Consider the following 17,384-nt stretch of genomic DNA (forward strand, 5'->3'; position numbering starts at 1 on the left):
ACCGGAGGGTGGATCTGCGTGAAGGCGTCTGCTCCTGTCCCGATTTTACGGAGAATCGAAGCAAGCCGCGCGCTTCAGCGCGTGGAGGATGTCAATCGGTGTTGGCTATGTCCTCGGTCGGACCGCGAACGATGCTTACGTTACCCGTCCCGCTTCGAGCGATCCGCTCGGCGATCGAGCCGAAGAGCTGTCGCACACGCTTGTCCTTCGCTGACAATCCGACACAGACGATGTCGTATTCCGCGGCGGCCGTAACGAGCGCGGAATCGATGTCCTCGGCGACGATGACCTCCGATTCGTACTCACCGGGGTCGAGCCCGGCGCGCTCCGCGATCCACTGGATCGCCTCCTGGCCGCGGTCAAACGGCACAGCACCATCCCCGTCCGGCCGCTGTGCGTTCAGCAACACCGGCAGCGTCCCGGCGGCGTCCGCCAACTGCTTGGCACGTTTGACGGCGGCATCCGTGTTCGGGCCGGGGCCGGCGAGGGCGGCCGCGGTAGTGACCTCCGCCTCGGTCACTTTGACGAGCGAGAGTTCACAGTCGACGTCGGCGAGGACGGTATCGATCACGCTTCCGAAGACGTGGGTACCCTGCTCGATCTCGCCCGTCCAGCCGAGCAGCACCTCGTCGGCATCCACCTCGTCGACGAGGGTGACGATCCCCGACCCGACCTCCTCGGCAACGACCGCCTCGGTACGGATGTTGACCGGGAGCCCCTCGGCGATCTCGGACGCACTGGAGAGGAGTTCGCGCTGGCTCTCGAAGCGTTCCGCCTCGACGTTGCGTCCGTCGGCGTCCGTCGCCTGCACCACGTTGATGACGACGAGTTCCGCGCCGTTTTCACCGGCATGCCGCTCTGCCGCCGCGGCCGCAAAGCGCAACAGCCCCCGCTGTGTCTCCGGGTTCATCACCGGCACGACGACGCGATACGGCTGCTGTCCGCGACTCCGGTACGCCCGCTCTACGACGCCCGCGTCAAGCCCCTTCGGGCGCCCATAGACGAAGTACCAGCCCACCCCGATCCCGACGATACCGGTTCCAACGATGAGGACGAGCGGTGCCATCTGGGAGATAACGACGAACGTCATCACCACCCCGAGGATCGGCACTCCCGGGTAGAGGCCCCGAGGGAGACGGAACGCCGGATCGTAATCGGCCGGCTCGGCATACCGGAATCCAACGAGTGAGATATGAACCAGCGCGTAGGAGACGAGGAAACTGAAGCTTGCGACCTCGGCCAACAGTTCGACGATCGCCTCCACCCCCAGACCGAGGCTGATGAGCAATCCCGTCACGAGGCCGGTCGTGATGACGGCTCGATGGGGCGTGTTGAACGAGCCGTGCGTCTCGTTGAGCCAGGAACTCATCAGCCCGTCTCGGCCCATCGCGTAGATGACCCGTGACGCCGCGAGCGTGGAGGAGTTCGAGCTCGAGATCGCCGCGACGGCGGCGGCGAAGACGATGAGTCCGACGCCGAGCGGGCCGGCGATCACCGAGGCGACGTCCGAAACCGGGACGAGCGACCCGCCGAGCTCCTGATACGGGACCACCCCGGTGGTCACGAGCATCAAGACGACGTAGAGGATCGTCACGAGCACGACCGAGAGGATCATGGTCAACGGGATCAACTTCCCCGGTTTCTTGATCTCGCCGGCTACCGTGGCGATGATCTCAAAGCCCAAAAAGGTGACAAACACGATGCCCGTCGTTGCCACGATCCCGCTCGCGCCCCTCGGTGCGAAGTCGACGAGGTTACCGAGCGAGACGAAAAACAGCCCGAAAACGAGGTACAACAAGACGATCGACACCTGCGTGCCGATCATGATGTTCTGGGCTTTCCCGGTCTCCTCCGTGCCGTAGTAGTTGATAGAGAGGATCAACAACAACCCGATCAGTCCGACCAGTACCACGAGCACCCGCCCGTCGAGAAACGGCAGCGGCTGGACGATATACTGGCCGAAGCCGATCATGTAAAACGCGGTCGCGAACATCAGTCCAGTCCACATCCCCCAGCCGACGATGCTCCCGAAGAGTCCCCCGAGCGATCGATTGACGTAGTGGTAACTGCCGCCGGCCAGCGGCATCGCCGTCGCCAGTTCCGAAAGCGAGAGCGCAGCTAACAGCGCGACGAACCCCGCGATAGCAAACGACACCGAACTCGCCGGGCCGGCACCGTCGGCGGCGATCCCGGGAAGGATGAACATCCCAGCACCGATCATCGTCCCACCGCCGATCGTCATCGCCTCAAGGAAGCCTAAGTTCCGCTCGAGTTCGCCGGATTCAGCAGTCATCGGTCATACGTTGCTGTAACCCGGTCTCTCCAACGGCTGATCGGCCCAACGGCACCCCCGATCAACCTGCATGACCTATCCATGGGAACCCGTCCATGCTGCTTTCGTTTGGATACTGTGGCCGCGCCATAGTAATCCCTCGGATACCCACACGACAGGAGCCCCCACGCTGCCAGTTCATGAGTCGAGACGCCGAACGACGATCTGTGGGATGGTAAGCGTCGGTTGCAGCGCGCGGTATATTCCTCCGAGGATGTTCGTTCGTGATACCGGTTCGCTTTCGCCTGCGACTATCAGATCGAACCCCTCGGCTTTCTCGCGGATCCCTGCCGCGGGGTTCCCGGGGGCGGCGACGTTCGTATCGATTCGGGACGGGCCGATACCTCGGTCGATGAGTTGGTCCCTCGCGGTCGCAAGCAACGCTTCACCCGATTCGACCCCGTCAGCCGCTTCGGGAACGTGAAAGAGCGTTACTGACGTGTCGGCGTCACTGAGGAGATCGGCGGCGACGGCAAGGATCCGCTCGGCGTTGCGTCGGTCACGTAGCGGAACCAGCATCCGTGCGAACGGTTCGTCGGTGCCATCGCCCGGGATCAACACCGCATCGCAGCTTTTCTGTGCGGCGATTCGGTCGATCGGATCCTGGCGGTCGTGGGTGAACACTATCCGCGTCACAAGGCTCCCGTTCGATGAACCGAACTGTCCGGCCACTGCGGACAACCGCCGTTGGGCCTCTTCTCCCTTGGTCTCCCGAAGTTGTGATGGGGCCGTCTGTGCCGGCGTTGGGTAATACCCAAGCAGGACCACGTCGACCTGCTCTAGGAGCGAGACGAGTCCCGGAGAAAGCGTGGCCTCCGCCGAGAGGTCGACGGGCACAAGGACGACCGACTTACCCGTGAGTTCCATACTGGCCATTTGTTCGATCGCCCGATAAGTGTGTGGTGAGTTGTGAGACCGCTCGATCGCCCCTTATCGAACTGGCCGTAACCGACTCGCACCCATGGGAACACTCCAACTCCGGTCGGGATCGGTTGCCGCTACAACGCACCAACTCACGGCTCCAGAGTGGGGTATTAGTTATAAAGAAGCCGCGCCGTATGGGGAATGTTCCTCAGGCGCTCCCGTCATGGACTCGCCGGGATTTGAACCCGGGGCCTCTCCCATGCCAAGGGAGTGATCTACCGCTGATCTACGAGCCCGCGTACGCACTCATCGGTTTCGCCGTGTATCTCTTAAGGGCTTCGACTCGCGGGTAAGCGGGAGCGCTGACTCATGCCGATCGAGGCTTCTCGATGCGACAGCGCGGCTCAGACGACCGCGCTGTCGCCGTCGCCCTCGGAGTTCTCGGGCGACCCATATCGCTCGGTGAGGTAGTCGATCATATAATCGACGGTGCTCGGATCGTAGCTCCAGAAGCCGTAGAACTTCCCGGATTCGCGTTCCTCGGCGAGCAGGGCACACTTCGCTTCATCAACCCCGCCACCGTCGAAGGCGACGAACCACGTCTCGCGTATTTCGGGGGTCCGCTCGATGTGGACGGTGAAGTGTTCGGGCGTCGGCGCATCGCCCTCCGCGACGGCGTACGCGTGGACCTCCAAGTCGGGCTTCTCGCCGAGCCGGTCGTACGTCCGCGTTTCGCCCGTCAAGACGTCGAGCGTCTGAAAGCCGGCATGCAACTCGCCGCGGCCGACCCGCCATGCCCGATCCTCGATCTCGCGTGAGGCGGCGACCATGTCTGCCCGCGAGTAGGAGGTGAACATGGTCTCATCTAAGTGATCAAGGATCGGCTTGCCGGGACGTGCGGGCGTCGCCTGCGGTGACCCATCGCTCCCGGCGTCCGCACCGCGTCCATCCCCGTCCGGGCCGTATTCCGGTAACAGCTCCGAGACCGGCACCGCCGCGACGAACGCACCGTCGCGCGCGAGGACGGTAAACGAATCCGGCGCGTCCGGCGCCACCGCGGACTCGATCCGGATGTTCCGGTCGGAGAAGTACTCCGCGAGGTCCTCGGCGACCCCGGGGTCGGCGTTAAAGACCGTAAGCGTCGCCTCATGGGCCTCAACGCCGGCGATGAGTTCGATCAGCGACATACGTCAGTAGGATCCTCTCGCGGGGGGTATATGGTAGTACCCCTCCCAACAGTATAAGTCGTGTTGTTTGAGAACACGGATCACGGATTGGCGGCAAGCGAACCGATACCGTCACCGGTTCCATCGACCACGAATATGAAGCTATTTGCGCTCACGGCTCACGAGTACCGGTATGTTCATCCTGGTGAACCTGAAGGCGTACCCGTGTGATCCGATCGAGGTCGCGACCGCCGCACGCGACGTCGCGGAATCCTCCGGCGTCCGAATCGCTGTCGCCCCACAGGCGGCGGACCTCTCGCGCGTCGCGGAAACGGATGTGGAGACGTGGGCACAACACGTCTCCTCGAACGGTCATGGCTCGTACACGGGGTCGACGCTCGCGGAGGCGGTCGCGGACAACGGCGCGGCCGGGACGCTCATCAACCACTCGGAGAACCGCCGCAAACTCGCCGACATCGACGGGTCGGTGACCGCCGCCGAACGCGCCGGCCTCGAAACGATCGTCTGTGCGAACAACCCGACACAGACGGGCGCGGCGGCCGCACTCGGACCGGACGCCGTCGCCGTCGAGCCGCCGGAGCTCATCGGCGGGGACGTCTCCGTTTCGACGGCCGATCCCGGCATCGTCGAGGACGCTGTCGCGGCGGCTGCGGCCGTCGACCCCGACGTCGAGGTCTTCTGTGGCGCCGGCGTCTCCACCGGCGAGGACGTCGCGGCCGCCGCCGACCTCGGCGCCTCGGGGATCCTGCTCGCATCGGGCGTGGCGAAAGCCGACGATCCGGAGGCGGCCCTGGTGGACCTCGTCTCCGAGATCTGAGGTCACTCCGGCGGGCGACGAACTGGATTTGCGGATCAGTATAAAGACACCGTCTCACACGACCAGTGGTTTCTCAAAATCGCATGACAGAGCGAGGATACGCTGAACCGCGGTCTCGGCGTATCTAGTAACCTTTAACCGACGGAAGCCGATAGAATATCCCAAGATGGCGAGCAACAAGATCCTCGGTATCGACCTCGGTACCACGAACTCCGCATTCGCGGTGATGGAGGGTGACGAACCCGAGATCATCGCGAACGCGGAGGGCGATCGGACGACGCCTTCCGTCGTCGCGTTCTCCGACGACGGCGAACGGCTCGTCGGGAAGCCGGCAAAGAATCAGGCCGTTCAGAACCCGGACCGGACGATCCAATCGATCAAACGGCACATGGGCGAGGGGGATTACACCGTCGCGATCGGCGACGACGAATACACCCCCGAGCAGATCTCGGCGATGATCCTGCAGAAGATCAAACGCGACGCCGAGGAGTACCTCGGCGACGACGTCGAGAAGGCCGTCATCACGGTCCCCGCCTACTTCAACGACAAACAGCGGCAGGCGACCAAGGACGCCGGCGAGATCGCCGGCTTCGAGGTCGAACGGATCGTCAACGAGCCGACCGCCGCCTCGATGGCATACGGGCTCGACGACGAATCGGATCAGACCGTCCTCGTCTACGACCTCGGCGGCGGCACCTTCGACGTCTCCATTCTCGACCTCGGCGGTGGCGTCTACGAGGTCGTCGCGACGAACGGGGACAACAGCCTCGGCGGCGACGACTGGGACGAGGCGCTCATCGACCACCTCGCCGAGGAGTTCAAAAACGACCACGGTATCGACCTTCGCGAGGACCGTCAGGCGCTCCAGCGGCTGAAAGACGCCGCCGAGGAGGCGAAGATCGAGCTCTCCTCGAAGAAGGAGACGACGATCAACCTCCCGTTCATCACGGCGACCGATAGCGGCCCGGTCCACCTCGAACAGTCCGTCACGCGGGCGACCTTCGAGAGCCTGACGACCGACCTGCTGGATCGGACGGTCGAACCGACCGAGCAGGCGCTTTCGGACGCCGGCTACGCGAAATCCGACATCGACGAGGTCATTCTCGTCGGCGGCTCCACCCGGATGCCACAGGTCCAAGAGAAAGTCGAGGAGCTGGTCGGCAAGGAGCCGAAAAAGAACGTCAACCCGGACGAGGCGGTCGCGCTCGGTGCGGCCGTGCAGGGCGGGGTGCTCTCGGGCGACGTCGACGACATCGTCCTGCTTGATGTCACCCCGCTCTCGCTCGGTATCGAGGTGAAAGGTGGCCTCTTCGAGCGGCTGATCGAGAAGAACACGACGATCCCGACCGAGGAGTCGAAGGTATTCACCACCGCCGCCGACAACCAGACCTCGGTCAACGTCCGGGTGTTCCAGGGTGAACGTGAGATCGCCGAAAAGAACGAGCTGCTCGGCGCGTTCCAACTGTCCGGCATCCCGCCAGCACCCGCCGGCATGCCGCAGATCGAGGTGTCGTTCAACATCGACGAGAACGGGATCGTAAACGTCTCCGCGGAGGACCAGGGCTCCGGAAACGCGGAATCGATCACCATCGAGGGCGGTGCCGGGCTCTCCGATGAGCAGATCGAACGGATGCAGGAGGAGGCCGAGAAACACGCCGAAGAGGACGAGGCCCGCCGTGAGCGGATCGAGGCGCGCAACGAGGCGGAAACGACGATCCAGCGCGCAGAGACGCTCGTGGAGGAGAACGAGGAGAACATCGACGACGATCTCATCGGCGACATCGAGGCCGCCATCGAGGACGTCGAGGCGGTATTGGAGGACGAGGACGCCGAGACCGAGGCGATCACGAACGCGACGGAGGACCTCACCGAACAGCTTCAGGAGATCGGCAAACAGATGTATCAAGAGCAGGCCGCACAGGCCGGACCCGGCGGTGCCGGCGGAGCCGGTCCGGGTGGTATGGGCGGTATGGGCGGCCCCGGAGGAGCCGGACCCGGCGGTGCCGAGGCCGCAGGCGATGACGGGGAGGAATACGTCGACGCGGACTTCGAGGACGTCAAGGACGACGAGGAGTGACACGCGTCCATCGGACCGCCGACGATGTACAGACGGTCCATTTAAGCGGGTAGAAGAGAGACGAAAGCCCAACGACGACGATATATGAGCGAGGACTTCTACGACGTACTCGGGGTTTCACGGGACGCCAGTGAGGAGGAGATCAAAAAGGCGTATCGCAAGAAGGCCGCCGAGTATCACCCCGACGTCAGCGACGCCGAGGACGCAGAGGAGCGGTTCAAGCGGATCCAGAAGGCGAAGGAGGTCCTCACCGACGAGGAGACGCGCCGCCAGTACGACCAACTCGGCCACGACCGGTTCACCGAGGCAGACAAGCGCGGGGCTACGGGCGGCGGTGCGGGCGGGCCGGGCGGGGCAGGCGGCCCGTTCGGCGGCGGCGGCGGGTTCGAGGACCTCTTCAACCAGTTTTTCGGCGGCGGTGGCGGCCGCGACGACCGGCCGCGTCAGGGGCGTGACCTCCGGACGGGACTGACGATCGACCTCTCGGAGGCGTTCGAGGGCACGACGAAGGAGGTGACGCTGACGCGTCCGACCCGATGTGATGAGTGTAACGGCAGCGGGCATCCACCCGACGCAGACATCCGAACGTGTCCACAGTGTAACGGGCAAGGGCAGGTGCGGCAGGTTCAACAGACGCCGCTCGGCCGCGTCCAGCAGACCTCGACGTGTCCGCGCTGTTCGGGCGAGGGAGAGCTCTACAGCGAGGACTGTTCGGCATGTGCCGGCGACGGGATCATCCGTGAGGAGGCGACGCTCTCGGTGGAGATCCCCGCAGGCATCCGGTCTGGTCAGAGTCTTCGGATGGAGCGTGAGGGTGCACCCGGCGAGAACGGCGGGCCGAACGGCGACCTGCTGATCGACGTCGAAGTCGACGTGGGCGAGCGGTTCGAGCGTGACGGCGACGACCTGCGCGTCACGGAGGCTATCTCTTTCCCACAGGCGGTCTTCGGCGACACGATCGAGGTGGAGACCGTGGACGGGGTCGTCGAGATGGACGTCCCCGCCGGCACACAAAGCGGCGAGACGTTCAGACTGCGCGGGAAGGGCATGCCGCGCCTGCGACGGCGCGGGCGTGGACGCAAGCGCGGCGACCTCTACGTACAGGTCGCCGTTGTCGTCCCCGAGCGGCTCAACGACGAACAGCGGGAGGCGCTGAAGGCGTTCGCGGAGGCCGGCGGGGAGGAGGTCGACGTGGGCGGCGGCTTCTTCGATCGCTTGAAGGAGTCGTTCTGACTCACTGATCGTGATCGCCGGCGCGTCGTGACCGTTAACACCGGCTCACCCTGACGGATACCTATGAACGTCGTCGGCGATCTATTGACCCGTGACCGACGTAGCCGTGCGATTGCGCTCGTGACCGCCACGGGAAGCGAACGGAGCTATCACGATCTGATCACGAACGCGTACAAGTCGGCGAACGTACTCAGGTATCTCGGCGCGCGGGAGGGATCGACGGTCGCCATCGATCCGGACCCAGGGATCCATTCGATCACCGCGTTCCTCGGCGCGGCGCGGCTCGGCGCACGGGTCCGCTTCGATCCGGCCGAGGGTGTCGCCGCCGGGGACCGGATCGTGTTCGTTCCGGTCGGGGACGAGGAAAGATATCACCCGGACCCGGGAACGAACCTCGTTACCTACGGCGGTCCGCCAACGCGACCCGAGACTACCCACTGGGAGAAGGAGCTCTGGAGCGAGAACCCAGGGACGCCGCCCGCAACCGTCGGCGCGGACGACCCGTTGTTCGTGATGTCCGCGAGGGAAACGGATGAAACCACCTCGCATGAGGAACGCGAGGTGAGTCACGCGACGGCGATCGAGGCCGCCGACCGCGTCGTCACGGCACATGACCTCACGGCCGACTCACGGGTGGTGTTGCGGACGTCGCTTGTTCATCCCGGCGCGGTCGTCGCGGGCGTCCTCGCCCCCCTCGTTGCGGGCGGGTCGGTCGTGTTGACCGCATCGGAACGAACGAAAAACGGGGGCGAGAAGGATCGGCAGCGACGTGGCGATCTGGCAGTCGTGGCGGATCCGGAGGCTGATGGATCGATGGGATCGCAGACCGTTCCCGAGCCGCGGCGAGTGACGCCGCCGCCGCTCTGGTGACCGACGGTCGGGGCCGCCTTCGGCTTAGTCGAGGATGCCTTCGGCTCAATCGGGGCCGGCCTCCACTCAATCGGGATCTCGTAGCCCCTCCAGCGCCTCCGGGTTTTCCATCGAGGAGAGGTCGCCCGGGTCCTCGCCGGTGTGGACGGCCTCGATGGCGCGACGAATGATCTTCCCGGATTGGGTTTTGGGGAACGCGTCGACGAAGAGGAGCTCCCGCGGCCGGAACGGTTTACCGTGCTCCGCGCCGACGACCTCGCGAAGCTCCTCACGGAGGTCATCGGTGGGTGTTATGCCCGGCTCTAAGACGACGTACGCGACGACGGCCGTCCCGGTCGTGTCGTCGGGGACGCCGACCGCGGCGGCCTGGTTGACCGCGTCGTGTTCGATCAGTACCCCCTCGATCTCCGCCGGGCCGACCTTTCGACCGGCGACGTTCAGCGCGTCGTCCGCGCGGCCGTGGAGGAACCAGAAGCCGTCCTCGTCCTGCTGGGCGAAATCGCCGTGATCCCACAGATCCCCGAATCGCGACCAGTACTCGTCGAGATAGCGTTCATCACCCGACCAGAGGCTTTTCGTCATCGACGGACAGGAATCGCGGGCGACGAGCAGGCCACGTTCGTGCCGATCCCGGACCGACTCGCCGTCGAAATCGACGATGTCGATCGCCATCCCGAGACCCGGGCCGCCGAGCGTACAGGGTTTCAGCGGTTGGGTCGGCATCGGCATCAGAAAACAGCCACAGATCTCCGTTCCCCCGGAGATGTTGATGATCGGTGCCTCGCCGCCGCCGATCACCTCGTGGAACCAGAGCCAGGATTCGGGATCCCACGGCTCGCCGGTCGATCCGAGCAGTCGAAGACTGGAGAGGTCATGCCCCTCGACCCACTCGTCGCCGTGTTTACGGAGCGCCCGGATCGCCGTCGGGGAGATACCGAAGACGGTGAGCCCGTGGCGGTCGATCAGCTTCCAGAAACGGTCCGGTTCCGGGTGATCCGGTGCGCCCTCATACATAAAGACCGTGTTGCCGAAGGTGTGGTTGCCGATGAGCGTCCAGGGACCCATCATCCAGCCGATATCGGAGACCCAGAAGAACCGATCGTGCGGCTTGGCGTCGAAGCCGAAGTAGATCTCCTTTGCACACTGCACCAGCACGCCGGCGTGGGTGTGAACGATCCCCTTCGGCGTGCCCGTCGTCCCCGAGGAGTAGAGCAGCATCGACTCCTGATCGGAGCCGAGCCGCTTCGTCTCGTAGGTCGATGGCTGTGCGCCGATCGCCGATTCATAGGTGGCGTCGCGGTCATCATTCCATGGGACCGATCCGGTGGCTGTGGAGTCAACAGCCTTCGTATCGCTTCCGGATTCCGACGCTGGCGTCTCTCCAAGCCGATCGTAGACGACGACGTGTTCGACGTGGCCCGCCTCCTCGATGGCCGCGTCGGCGTCGCTCTTTAAGTACACCTCGCTCCCGCGCCGATAGAAGCCGTCGGCGGTGAACAACACGCGCGCCTCGGCGTCAGCGATCCGCGTCGCCGTCGCCTCGGTACCGAACCCCGAGAAGATCGGCACGACGATCGCGCCGACTTTTAAACACCCATAGAGGATGGCGACGACTTCCGGCACCATCGGCAGATATAACGCGACGGTGTCACCAGTCCCGATCCCGACCGATTCGAGGTAGTTCGCCACCCGGTTGCTCTCCCGGTGCAGTTCGTGGAAGGTAACCTCCCTGACGTCGCCGGGTTCACCCTCCCAGATCAGTGCGACCCGGTTTCGGTTCTGCGAGTCGATCGCCGCGTGTCGATCAAGCACGTTGTGAGCGATATTGATCTCGCCGCCGGGATACCAGCTCGTAAACTGTGGTCCCTCGGTATCATCACGGACGGCGTCGTACTCGGTATAAAAATCGATCCCGAGGTACTCGATTATCTCGTCCCAGAACCAGTCGATCCCCGAGTCGGGTGCGCCGTCGACCCTCGTCGTCGTCCGTTCGATCAGTTCCTCGTGGCTTTCGATCCCGTGTTCGCGCATGAACGCGGCCACGTTCGTCGACTCGACGAACGCCGGATCCGGCTCGTACACGACCTCGCCGAGTAACTCGTGATCGTCCATCTCGTCCGCCGATTTCCGGCCGAACGGTAAGTAACTTTCCTGAACGATCTGGCCCGGTCCTCAGTCGTCTCCGTGCTCGCTCGAAGCGTCCACGTCGCTACCATCCACGTCACGTCCGTCCACGGATGCGGCATCGTCGCCAGCGTACACCCGTTCCGGAACGATGTCGACGCAGGCGACCTCGTCGTCCTCATCGAGGGACATCACGATGACGCCCATCGTGTTTCGGCCAACCGTGGAGATCTCCTCGACGCGAGTCCGCATGATCTGGCCATCGGCGCTCATCGCGAGCAGGTGATCGCCGTAGGTGACCGCCTCGACGGCGACGACCGAACCGTTTCGGCCGCCAGTCTTGATGTCGACGAGCCCCATCCCGTTCCGTGACTGAGGTCGATATTCGTCGAGGTCGGAGCGTTTTCCGTAGCCGTTTTCGGTAACGGTGAGGACCCAGTTGTGTCGATCCTCGTCGATGGCGGCGACCCCCGCGACCTGATCGCCCTCACGAAGGTCGACGCCGTAGACGCCGCGGGCCGTCCGTCCCATCGAGCGGACCTCCGATTCATCGAAGCGGATCGCCATCCCATCACGGGTGCCGATGACGATGTCCGTCGTGCCGTCGGTCACCTCCACGTCGACGAGTTCATCACCATCATTGAGCGTCAACGCGCGGATCCCCGTCGAGCGGATGTTCTCGAAGGCCGTGACGGCGGTGCGCTTGATGTACCCATCCCGCGTGACCATCGTCAGGAACTCCTCGTCATCGAGGTCCTCGGTGGCGACGACGGCTTCGATCTCCTCGCCGTCGTCCAGATCGAGGAGGTTCACCGCGGACTTCCCGCGTGCAGTCCGTGACATCTCGGGGATCTCATACGTTTTCAGCTGATAGATCTGCCCTTGATTCGTGAAGATGAGGAGATACGCGTGGGAGTTCGCCCGGAAGACCGAAGAAACGCGGTCGCTCTGCTTTAACGCCGTCCCGATGATCCCCTTCCCACCGCGGTTCTGGGCGCGGAAGACGTCGAGCGGCATTCGCTTGATGTAGTCGTCCTCGCTCATCACGACGACGCACTCCTCTTCGGGGATCAGGTCCTCGTGGGTGACCGTCCCGGTGTCCTCGATGAAGCTCGTGCGTCGCTCGTCGCCGTACTCGGCTTTCACCGCCTCCAACTCCTCGACGATGACGGCATCGAGCTCGTCGGGATCGTCGAGGATCGTCTCCAGTCGCTCGATGCGGTCGGTGACGTCCTCGTACTCCGACTCGATCTCCGCGGTCTCCATCGACGTGAGCGAGCCGAGCTGCATCCGCACGATGTGTTCCGCCTGCGGCTCCGAAAAGTCGAATTCGGCTTCGAGCGCCGCCCGCGCCGCGTCGCGATCTTCGGAGTCACGGATCGTCTCGACGACGTCGTCGACCTGCTCCAACGCTTTTAACCGACCTTCGAGGATGTGGGCGCGGTCCGAACGCTCTTCGAGTTCGTGTTCCGAGCGCCGACGAACGACCTCACGTCGATGATCGACGTAGTGTTCGAGCGTCTCTTTTAAATTCAACACCTGTGGCGCGCCGTCGACCAACGCGAGGTTGATCACGCCGAAGGTCCGTTCGAGGTGACTCTCCAACAGCTGGTTTTTCACCACCTCCGCCATCGCATCCCGTTTCAATTCGACGACGATCCGGATCCCGTCACGGTCCGACTCGTCGCGAAGGTCGCGGATTCCCTCGATCGCGCCCTCGTTGACGTCGTCGGCGATGCGTTCGACGAGCCGCGCTTTGTTCTGTTGGAAGGGCAACTCGGTGATGACGATCCGCCCCGCTTCCTCGTCGACCTCGAACTCCGCACGGACGCGGATCCGCCCTCGCCCCGTCTTGTAGGCCTTGTGGACGGCGTTTCGTCCGACGATGTTCGCGCCGGTTGGGAAGTCCGGCCCCTTCACGTGCTCCATCAGGTCGGCGACCGTACAGTCCGGATCCTCGATCAGCTCGACCGTCGCGTCCACGACTTCCCCCAAATTATGCGGCGGGATGTTCGTCGACATTCCGACCGCGATCCCCGAGGAGCCGTTGACGAGCAGGTTCGGGAACGCCGCCGGCAACACCCCCGGCTCCTCCAAGCGGTCGTCGTAGTTCGGCTGGAAGTCGACCGTGTCGCGCTCGATGTCGGCCAACAGCTCCTCGGCGATCGGCGACATCCGCGCCTCCGTGTACCGCATCGCCGCCGGCGGGTCGCCGTCGACGGAGCCGAAGTTCCCCTGGCCGTCGACGATCGGGTACCGCAACGAGAAGTCCTGTGCCATCCGCGCCAACGCGTCGTAGATGGCGCTGTCGCCGTGGGGGTGATAATCACCCATCGTCTCGCCGACGATGGATGAGGACTTTCGGTGCGCCGAACGTGCCGAGATCCCGGCCTCGTTCATCGCGTACAGAATGCGGCGGTGGACGGGTTTCAACCCGTCACGGACGTCCGGCAGCGCCCGGCCGGCGATCACCGACATCGCGTAGTCGATGTACGACTGTTCCATCTCGTCTTCGATGCGTGCGGTCGTGATCCGGGCGGCGCCGACGTCTTCGGGCCCGGGTGCTGGTGTCTCGGAACTCATCAGATATCCACCCACTCGGCTTCGGTCGCGTGCTCTTTGATGAACTGCTTTCGCGGCTCGACGGCGTCGCCCATGAGCACGTTGAACATGCGGTCGGCGGCCGCCGCGTCGTCGATCGTGATCCGTTTGAGGATGCGGTTCTCGGGGTTCATCGTCGTCTCCCAGAGCTGGTCGGGGTTCATTTCGCCGAGCCCCTTGAAGCGCTGGACCTGCGTCGGCGAGCCGTCACACTCCTCCTCGATGATCCGGTCGCGCTCGGCGTCGGTCATCGCGTCGTAGGTCTCACCACCCTTCCGGATCCGGTAGAGCGGTGGCTGTGCCGCGTAGACGTAGCCCGCGTCGATGAGCGGCTTCATGTGGCGATAGAAGAAGGTGAGAAGCAGCGTGCGGATGTGTGCGCCGTCGACGTCGGCGTCGACGAGCAGGACGATCTTGTGATAGCGGGCGTCCTCGATGTCGAACTCCTCGCCGATCCCCGTCCCGATCGCGGTGATGAGCGAGCGGATCTCGTCGTTTTCGAGGATGCGATCGAGGCGGTGTTTCTCGACGTTGAGGATCTTCCCCTTGATTGGCAGGATCGCTTGGTTCTCGCGATTTCGGCCCTGTTTGGCGCTGTTGTGGACGAACACCCCGGATTCGAGCGCAAAGTTGTGCGTGCCGGGAACTTCGAGGTCGTATACGTCCTCTGTCTCATCGATGGGTTCGACCGACACGACGGAGTGGTTGTGTGTCCGAACGGCCTCGATCAGTTCCGATTCGTCCTCGAAGAACTTCTCTATCGTCGTCGACTTCGTGAGCACGTTGGGGCCACCATCACGTCGTCTCCGCTCGTCGTAGTTCTCGAGATCACCTTCTTTTTCAAGAACCTCCTGCATGAACGGGATGGTGTGCTCGAAGTATGTCTGGTTGTATGCCTCCATGCGCTTTTTTCTGAAATCCTCATCCCACTGCGCTTTTGTCTTCTCGCTTCGCCACTCACGAAGATCTTCGTCTTTCCACTGTTTTTCTGCTTCCCGTCTGCGTTCCTCGACTGCTTCCGGATTGTTCTCGTAATACTGCTCGACCCGTTCTGACTGCTCTTCCCGGTTCGATTCATCGGCCCAGTATTCCCTTGCTTCTCGTGTTAAGCGCTCGCGGACGCGCTTTCTGTATTCCGGATGTGTATTGTAATACTTCTGCCACGCGTCCCGCATCTCCTCACGATACTCATCATCTTCCCACTGCTTTTTCGCCTGCTCACGCAGTAACTCAACTGTTTCCTCACGTTGCATGCGTTCGCTCATCTTCTCGCGGAACTCGTCGGTTCGTTTGAGTTCCCGGAGTTTCTCGAACACTTCCTCGGTATGGAGCGTTCGTGTCGCGTGTTCACGGTGTAGCTGAAGATGCTCGTCTTTCGGGAGGCGCTGGATGTTATCCGGCCGATTGTTCCGCTTGTCGAAATCGACGTGATGTTTGTGATCCCCGTCGACTTCGGCATACTGCTCTCGATCGAGATTATAGCGGTCCGCGAGCAAATGCGTGAACTCCCAGAACCCACGCATTGCGGGCTGTTTGACCATCTCGTAGCCGTCGATGGTGATGTTCTTCTCGTCGGAATCCGATGTTTTACGGTACAGCGGCATAAGGGACTGTCCGTCCTCGAGATCCTGCGCCTCACAGTAGCTCCCGTCCCTGAGCATGAACTCGTGATCCGGGGTACATCGTATCGTCTCGCCGTTATCGAGCGTGACTCGAACGAGTTCCGCATTCTCCTTCGTCACTCTCGGATGCGTGATCTCACCGATCTCGATCCGGCCGTCGGGTCCGACGGTGTAACAGTAGTGGGTCTTCCCCTCCTCGTGTTCCTCGACCAGTTGTTCGAACGTGATCGACCGACCGGAAGCGAGGGCAACTTCGGTATCACCAGTAAAACAGCCACCCGCGCTGTCTCCCTCCACCACGAACAGCTCCGAATCGGCCGGATCGCGGGTCTGACAGTCCGCAAGCTTGCCCGGCAACGCCGTCGATTCGAGCGCCGACTTCCGCCGGGTCAGCTCCTCGGCCTTCTTCGCGGCCTTCCGTGCCCGCGCGGCCTCCGCCGCTTTATGAACGACCTTCCGCGCGGTCTCCGGGTTCTCCTCGAAGAAGGTTCCGAGTCGCTCGTGGGTCGCGGACTCAACGACGCCACGAACTTCGGAGTTTCCGAGCTTCGTCTTCGTCTGTCCCTCAAACTGCGGATCGGGGTGTTTCACCGAGATGACGGCGGTGAGCCCCTCGCGGACGTCTTCGCCCTTCAGGTTGGCGTCAAGATCGCTAATGAGGTCGTGTTCGTTCGCGTAGTCGTTGACGACGCGGGTGAGCGCCGTTTTAAATCCGGTGAGGTGGGTGCCGCCCTCGCGGGTATTGATGTTGTTCGCGAAGGCGTGGACGGAGCCCTGTAGCTCCTCGGTCGCCTGCATCGCGACCTCGACGTGGATACCGTCGGACTCGCCGTCGAAGTAGATGACCTCCTCGTGGATCGGCGAGCGCGTCTCGTTGAGGTAGGTGACGAACTCGCGGATCCCGCCGTCGTACTGGAAGGTCTCCGTCTCGCCGTCGCGGTCGTCCGCGAGGGTGATCTCGACGCCGGAGTTGAGGAAGGCGAGCTCACGAAGCCGGTTCGCGAGCGTCGAGAAGGTAAACGTGGTAGTCTCGAAGATATCGTCATCAGGCCAGAACCGAATGTACGTCCCGGTCCCCTCGTTGGCGTCGAGGTCACGAACGCGCTCGAACCCATCCGGTTCGGGTTCGCCGCGCTCGAAGCCGTGACGGAAGACGCCGCCGTCGCGTTTGACCTCGACTTCGAGCCGCTTCGAGAGGGCGTTCACGACGCTCACGCCGACGCCGTGAAGTCCGCCCGAGACCTGATAGGACTTCGAGTCGAACTTCCCGCCCGCGTGCAGGACCGTCATGATGACCTCCAAAGCCGGACGGTCGTACTTCTCGTGGGTGTCGACGGGGATCCCACGGCCGTCGTCAGTGACGCTCACCGAACCGTCCTCGTGGATCCGCACCTCGATCGCCTCACAGTGGCCCGCGAGGGCCTCGTCGATGGCGTTGTCGACGACTTCATAGACGAGATGGTGAAGCCCACGGTCGTCCGTGGAGCCGATATACATCGCCGGACGTTTACGAACGGCCTGCAAGCCCTCTAAGACCTGAATTTGGCCCGCACCGTATTCGCTTTCCTCTGGCATAGAACGTGAGAGAACCTAATGGTCCCCCACTAATAAAGCCGGCGTACGCGCGCGGGCGCGCACGCCGGAACGGTAAGAACAG

The 17,384-nt window shown here is 63.5% G+C and carries 10 protein-coding genes and 1 tRNA gene; 4 read left to right on the plus strand and 7 right to left on the minus strand.

Annotated features, from left to right (window positions below):
* Positions 1-91: 91 nt before the first annotated feature.
* The 4 genes from CHB65_RS11015 to CHB65_RS11030 form a co-directional block, all read right to left on the minus strand.
* Positions 92-2,293 carry an amino acid permease gene (locus CHB65_RS11015; protein ID WP_089385121.1) on the minus strand — a complete coding sequence of 734 codons (2,202 nt, stop codon included), beginning with the start codon at positions 2,291-2,293 and terminating at the stop codon, positions 92-94.
* A gap of 177 nt (positions 2,294-2,470) precedes the next feature.
* The gene (locus CHB65_RS11020; protein WP_089385122.1) at positions 2,471-3,199 is read right to left on the minus strand and encodes a universal stress protein; all 729 of its coding nucleotides are present in this window, start codon (positions 3,197-3,199) and stop codon (positions 2,471-2,473) included.
* A gap of 221 nt (positions 3,200-3,420) precedes the next feature.
* Positions 3,421-3,492 (minus strand) — tRNA-Ala (locus tag CHB65_RS11025).
* Positions 3,493-3,600: 108 nt separating this feature from the next.
* The gene (locus CHB65_RS11030; protein ID WP_089385123.1) at positions 3,601-4,383 is read right to left on the minus strand and encodes a DICT sensory domain-containing protein; all 783 of its coding nucleotides are present in this window, start codon (positions 4,381-4,383) and stop codon (positions 3,601-3,603) included.
* Between the two features lie 172 nt (positions 4,384-4,555).
* Between CHB65_RS11030 and tpiA the strand changes: the two genes are divergently transcribed.
* The 4 genes from tpiA to CHB65_RS11050 all read left to right on the plus strand — a co-directional run bounded on the left by tpiA (position 4,556) and on the right by CHB65_RS11050 (position 9,380).
* Entirely contained in the window at positions 4,556-5,200 is a 645-nt protein-coding gene (tpiA, locus tag CHB65_RS11035) for a triose-phosphate isomerase (RefSeq protein WP_089385124.1), read from the plus strand.
* Positions 5,201-5,366: 166 nt separating this feature from the next.
* Complete coding sequence (dnaK, locus tag CHB65_RS11040) at positions 5,367-7,277, plus strand: molecular chaperone DnaK (protein ID WP_089385125.1); 1,911 nt, start codon at positions 5,367-5,369, stop codon at positions 7,275-7,277.
* Positions 7,278-7,361: 84 nt separating this feature from the next.
* A complete protein-coding gene (dnaJ, locus tag CHB65_RS11045) occupies positions 7,362-8,510 on the plus strand; it encodes a molecular chaperone DnaJ (protein ID WP_089385126.1) in 1,149 nt (382 codons plus the stop codon).
* Positions 8,511-8,573: 63 nt separating this feature from the next.
* Positions 8,574-9,380: an acyl-CoA synthetase family protein gene (locus tag CHB65_RS11050; protein ID WP_089385127.1), complete on the plus strand. Its 807-nt coding sequence runs from the start codon at positions 8,574-8,576 to the stop codon at positions 9,378-9,380.
* 66 nt (positions 9,381-9,446) lie between these two features.
* Here CHB65_RS11050 and CHB65_RS11055 read toward each other — a convergent pair whose 3' ends face one another.
* From CHB65_RS11055 to gyrB, 3 genes are read right to left on the minus strand one after another with little or no spacing between them, the layout of a single operon-like run.
* Positions 9,447-11,492, minus strand: coding sequence for an AMP-binding protein (locus CHB65_RS11055; protein WP_089385128.1), 2,046 nt, complete (start codon positions 11,490-11,492; stop codon positions 9,447-9,449).
* A 60-nt stretch (positions 11,493-11,552) separates the two neighbouring features.
* Positions 11,553-14,087: a DNA gyrase subunit A gene (gene gyrA / locus CHB65_RS11060; RefSeq protein WP_089385129.1), complete on the minus strand. Its 2,535-nt coding sequence runs from the start codon at positions 14,085-14,087 to the stop codon at positions 11,553-11,555.
* Entirely contained in the window at positions 14,087-17,302 is a 3,216-nt protein-coding gene (gyrB, locus tag CHB65_RS11065; protein WP_089385130.1) for a DNA topoisomerase (ATP-hydrolyzing) subunit B, read from the minus strand. The genes gyrA and gyrB overlap by 1 nt, the downstream gene beginning before the upstream one ends.
* Between the last annotated feature and the right edge of the window lie 82 nt (positions 17,303-17,384).

This window comes from Halorubrum vacuolatum (assembly GCF_900188065.1).
GTDB lineage: Archaea > Halobacteriota > Halobacteria > Halobacteriales > Haloferacaceae > Halorubrum > Halorubrum vacuolatum.

Coding starts and splice junctions, on each gene's coding strand:
- dnaJ (WP_089385126.1), top strand. CDS start 7,362: ATGAGCGAGGACTTCTACGACGTACTCGGGGTTTCACGGGACGCCAGT.
- tpiA (WP_089385124.1), top strand. CDS start 4,556: ATGTTCATCCTGGTGAACCTGAAGGCGTACCCGTGTGATCCGATCGAG.
- CHB65_RS11020 (WP_089385122.1), bottom strand. CDS start 3,199: ATGGAACTCACGGGTAAGTCGGTCGTCCTTGTGCCCGTCGACCTCTCG.
- CHB65_RS11055 (WP_089385128.1), bottom strand. CDS start 11,492: ATGGACGATCACGAGTTACTCGGCGAGGTCGTGTACGAGCCGGATCCG.
- CHB65_RS11015 (WP_089385121.1), bottom strand. CDS start 2,293: ATGACTGCTGAATCCGGCGAACTCGAGCGGAACTTAGGCTTCCTTGAG.
- gyrA (WP_089385129.1), bottom strand. CDS start 14,087: ATGAGTTCCGAGACACCAGCACCCGGGCCCGAAGACGTCGGCGCCGCC.
- CHB65_RS11030 (WP_089385123.1), bottom strand. CDS start 4,383: ATGTCGCTGATCGAACTCATCGCCGGCGTTGAGGCCCATGAGGCGACG.
- dnaK (WP_089385125.1), top strand. CDS start 5,367: ATGGCGAGCAACAAGATCCTCGGTATCGACCTCGGTACCACGAACTCC.
- CHB65_RS11050 (WP_089385127.1), top strand. CDS start 8,574: ATGAACGTCGTCGGCGATCTATTGACCCGTGACCGACGTAGCCGTGCG.
- gyrB (WP_089385130.1), bottom strand. CDS start 17,302: ATGCCAGAGGAAAGCGAATACGGTGCGGGCCAAATTCAGGTCTTAGAG.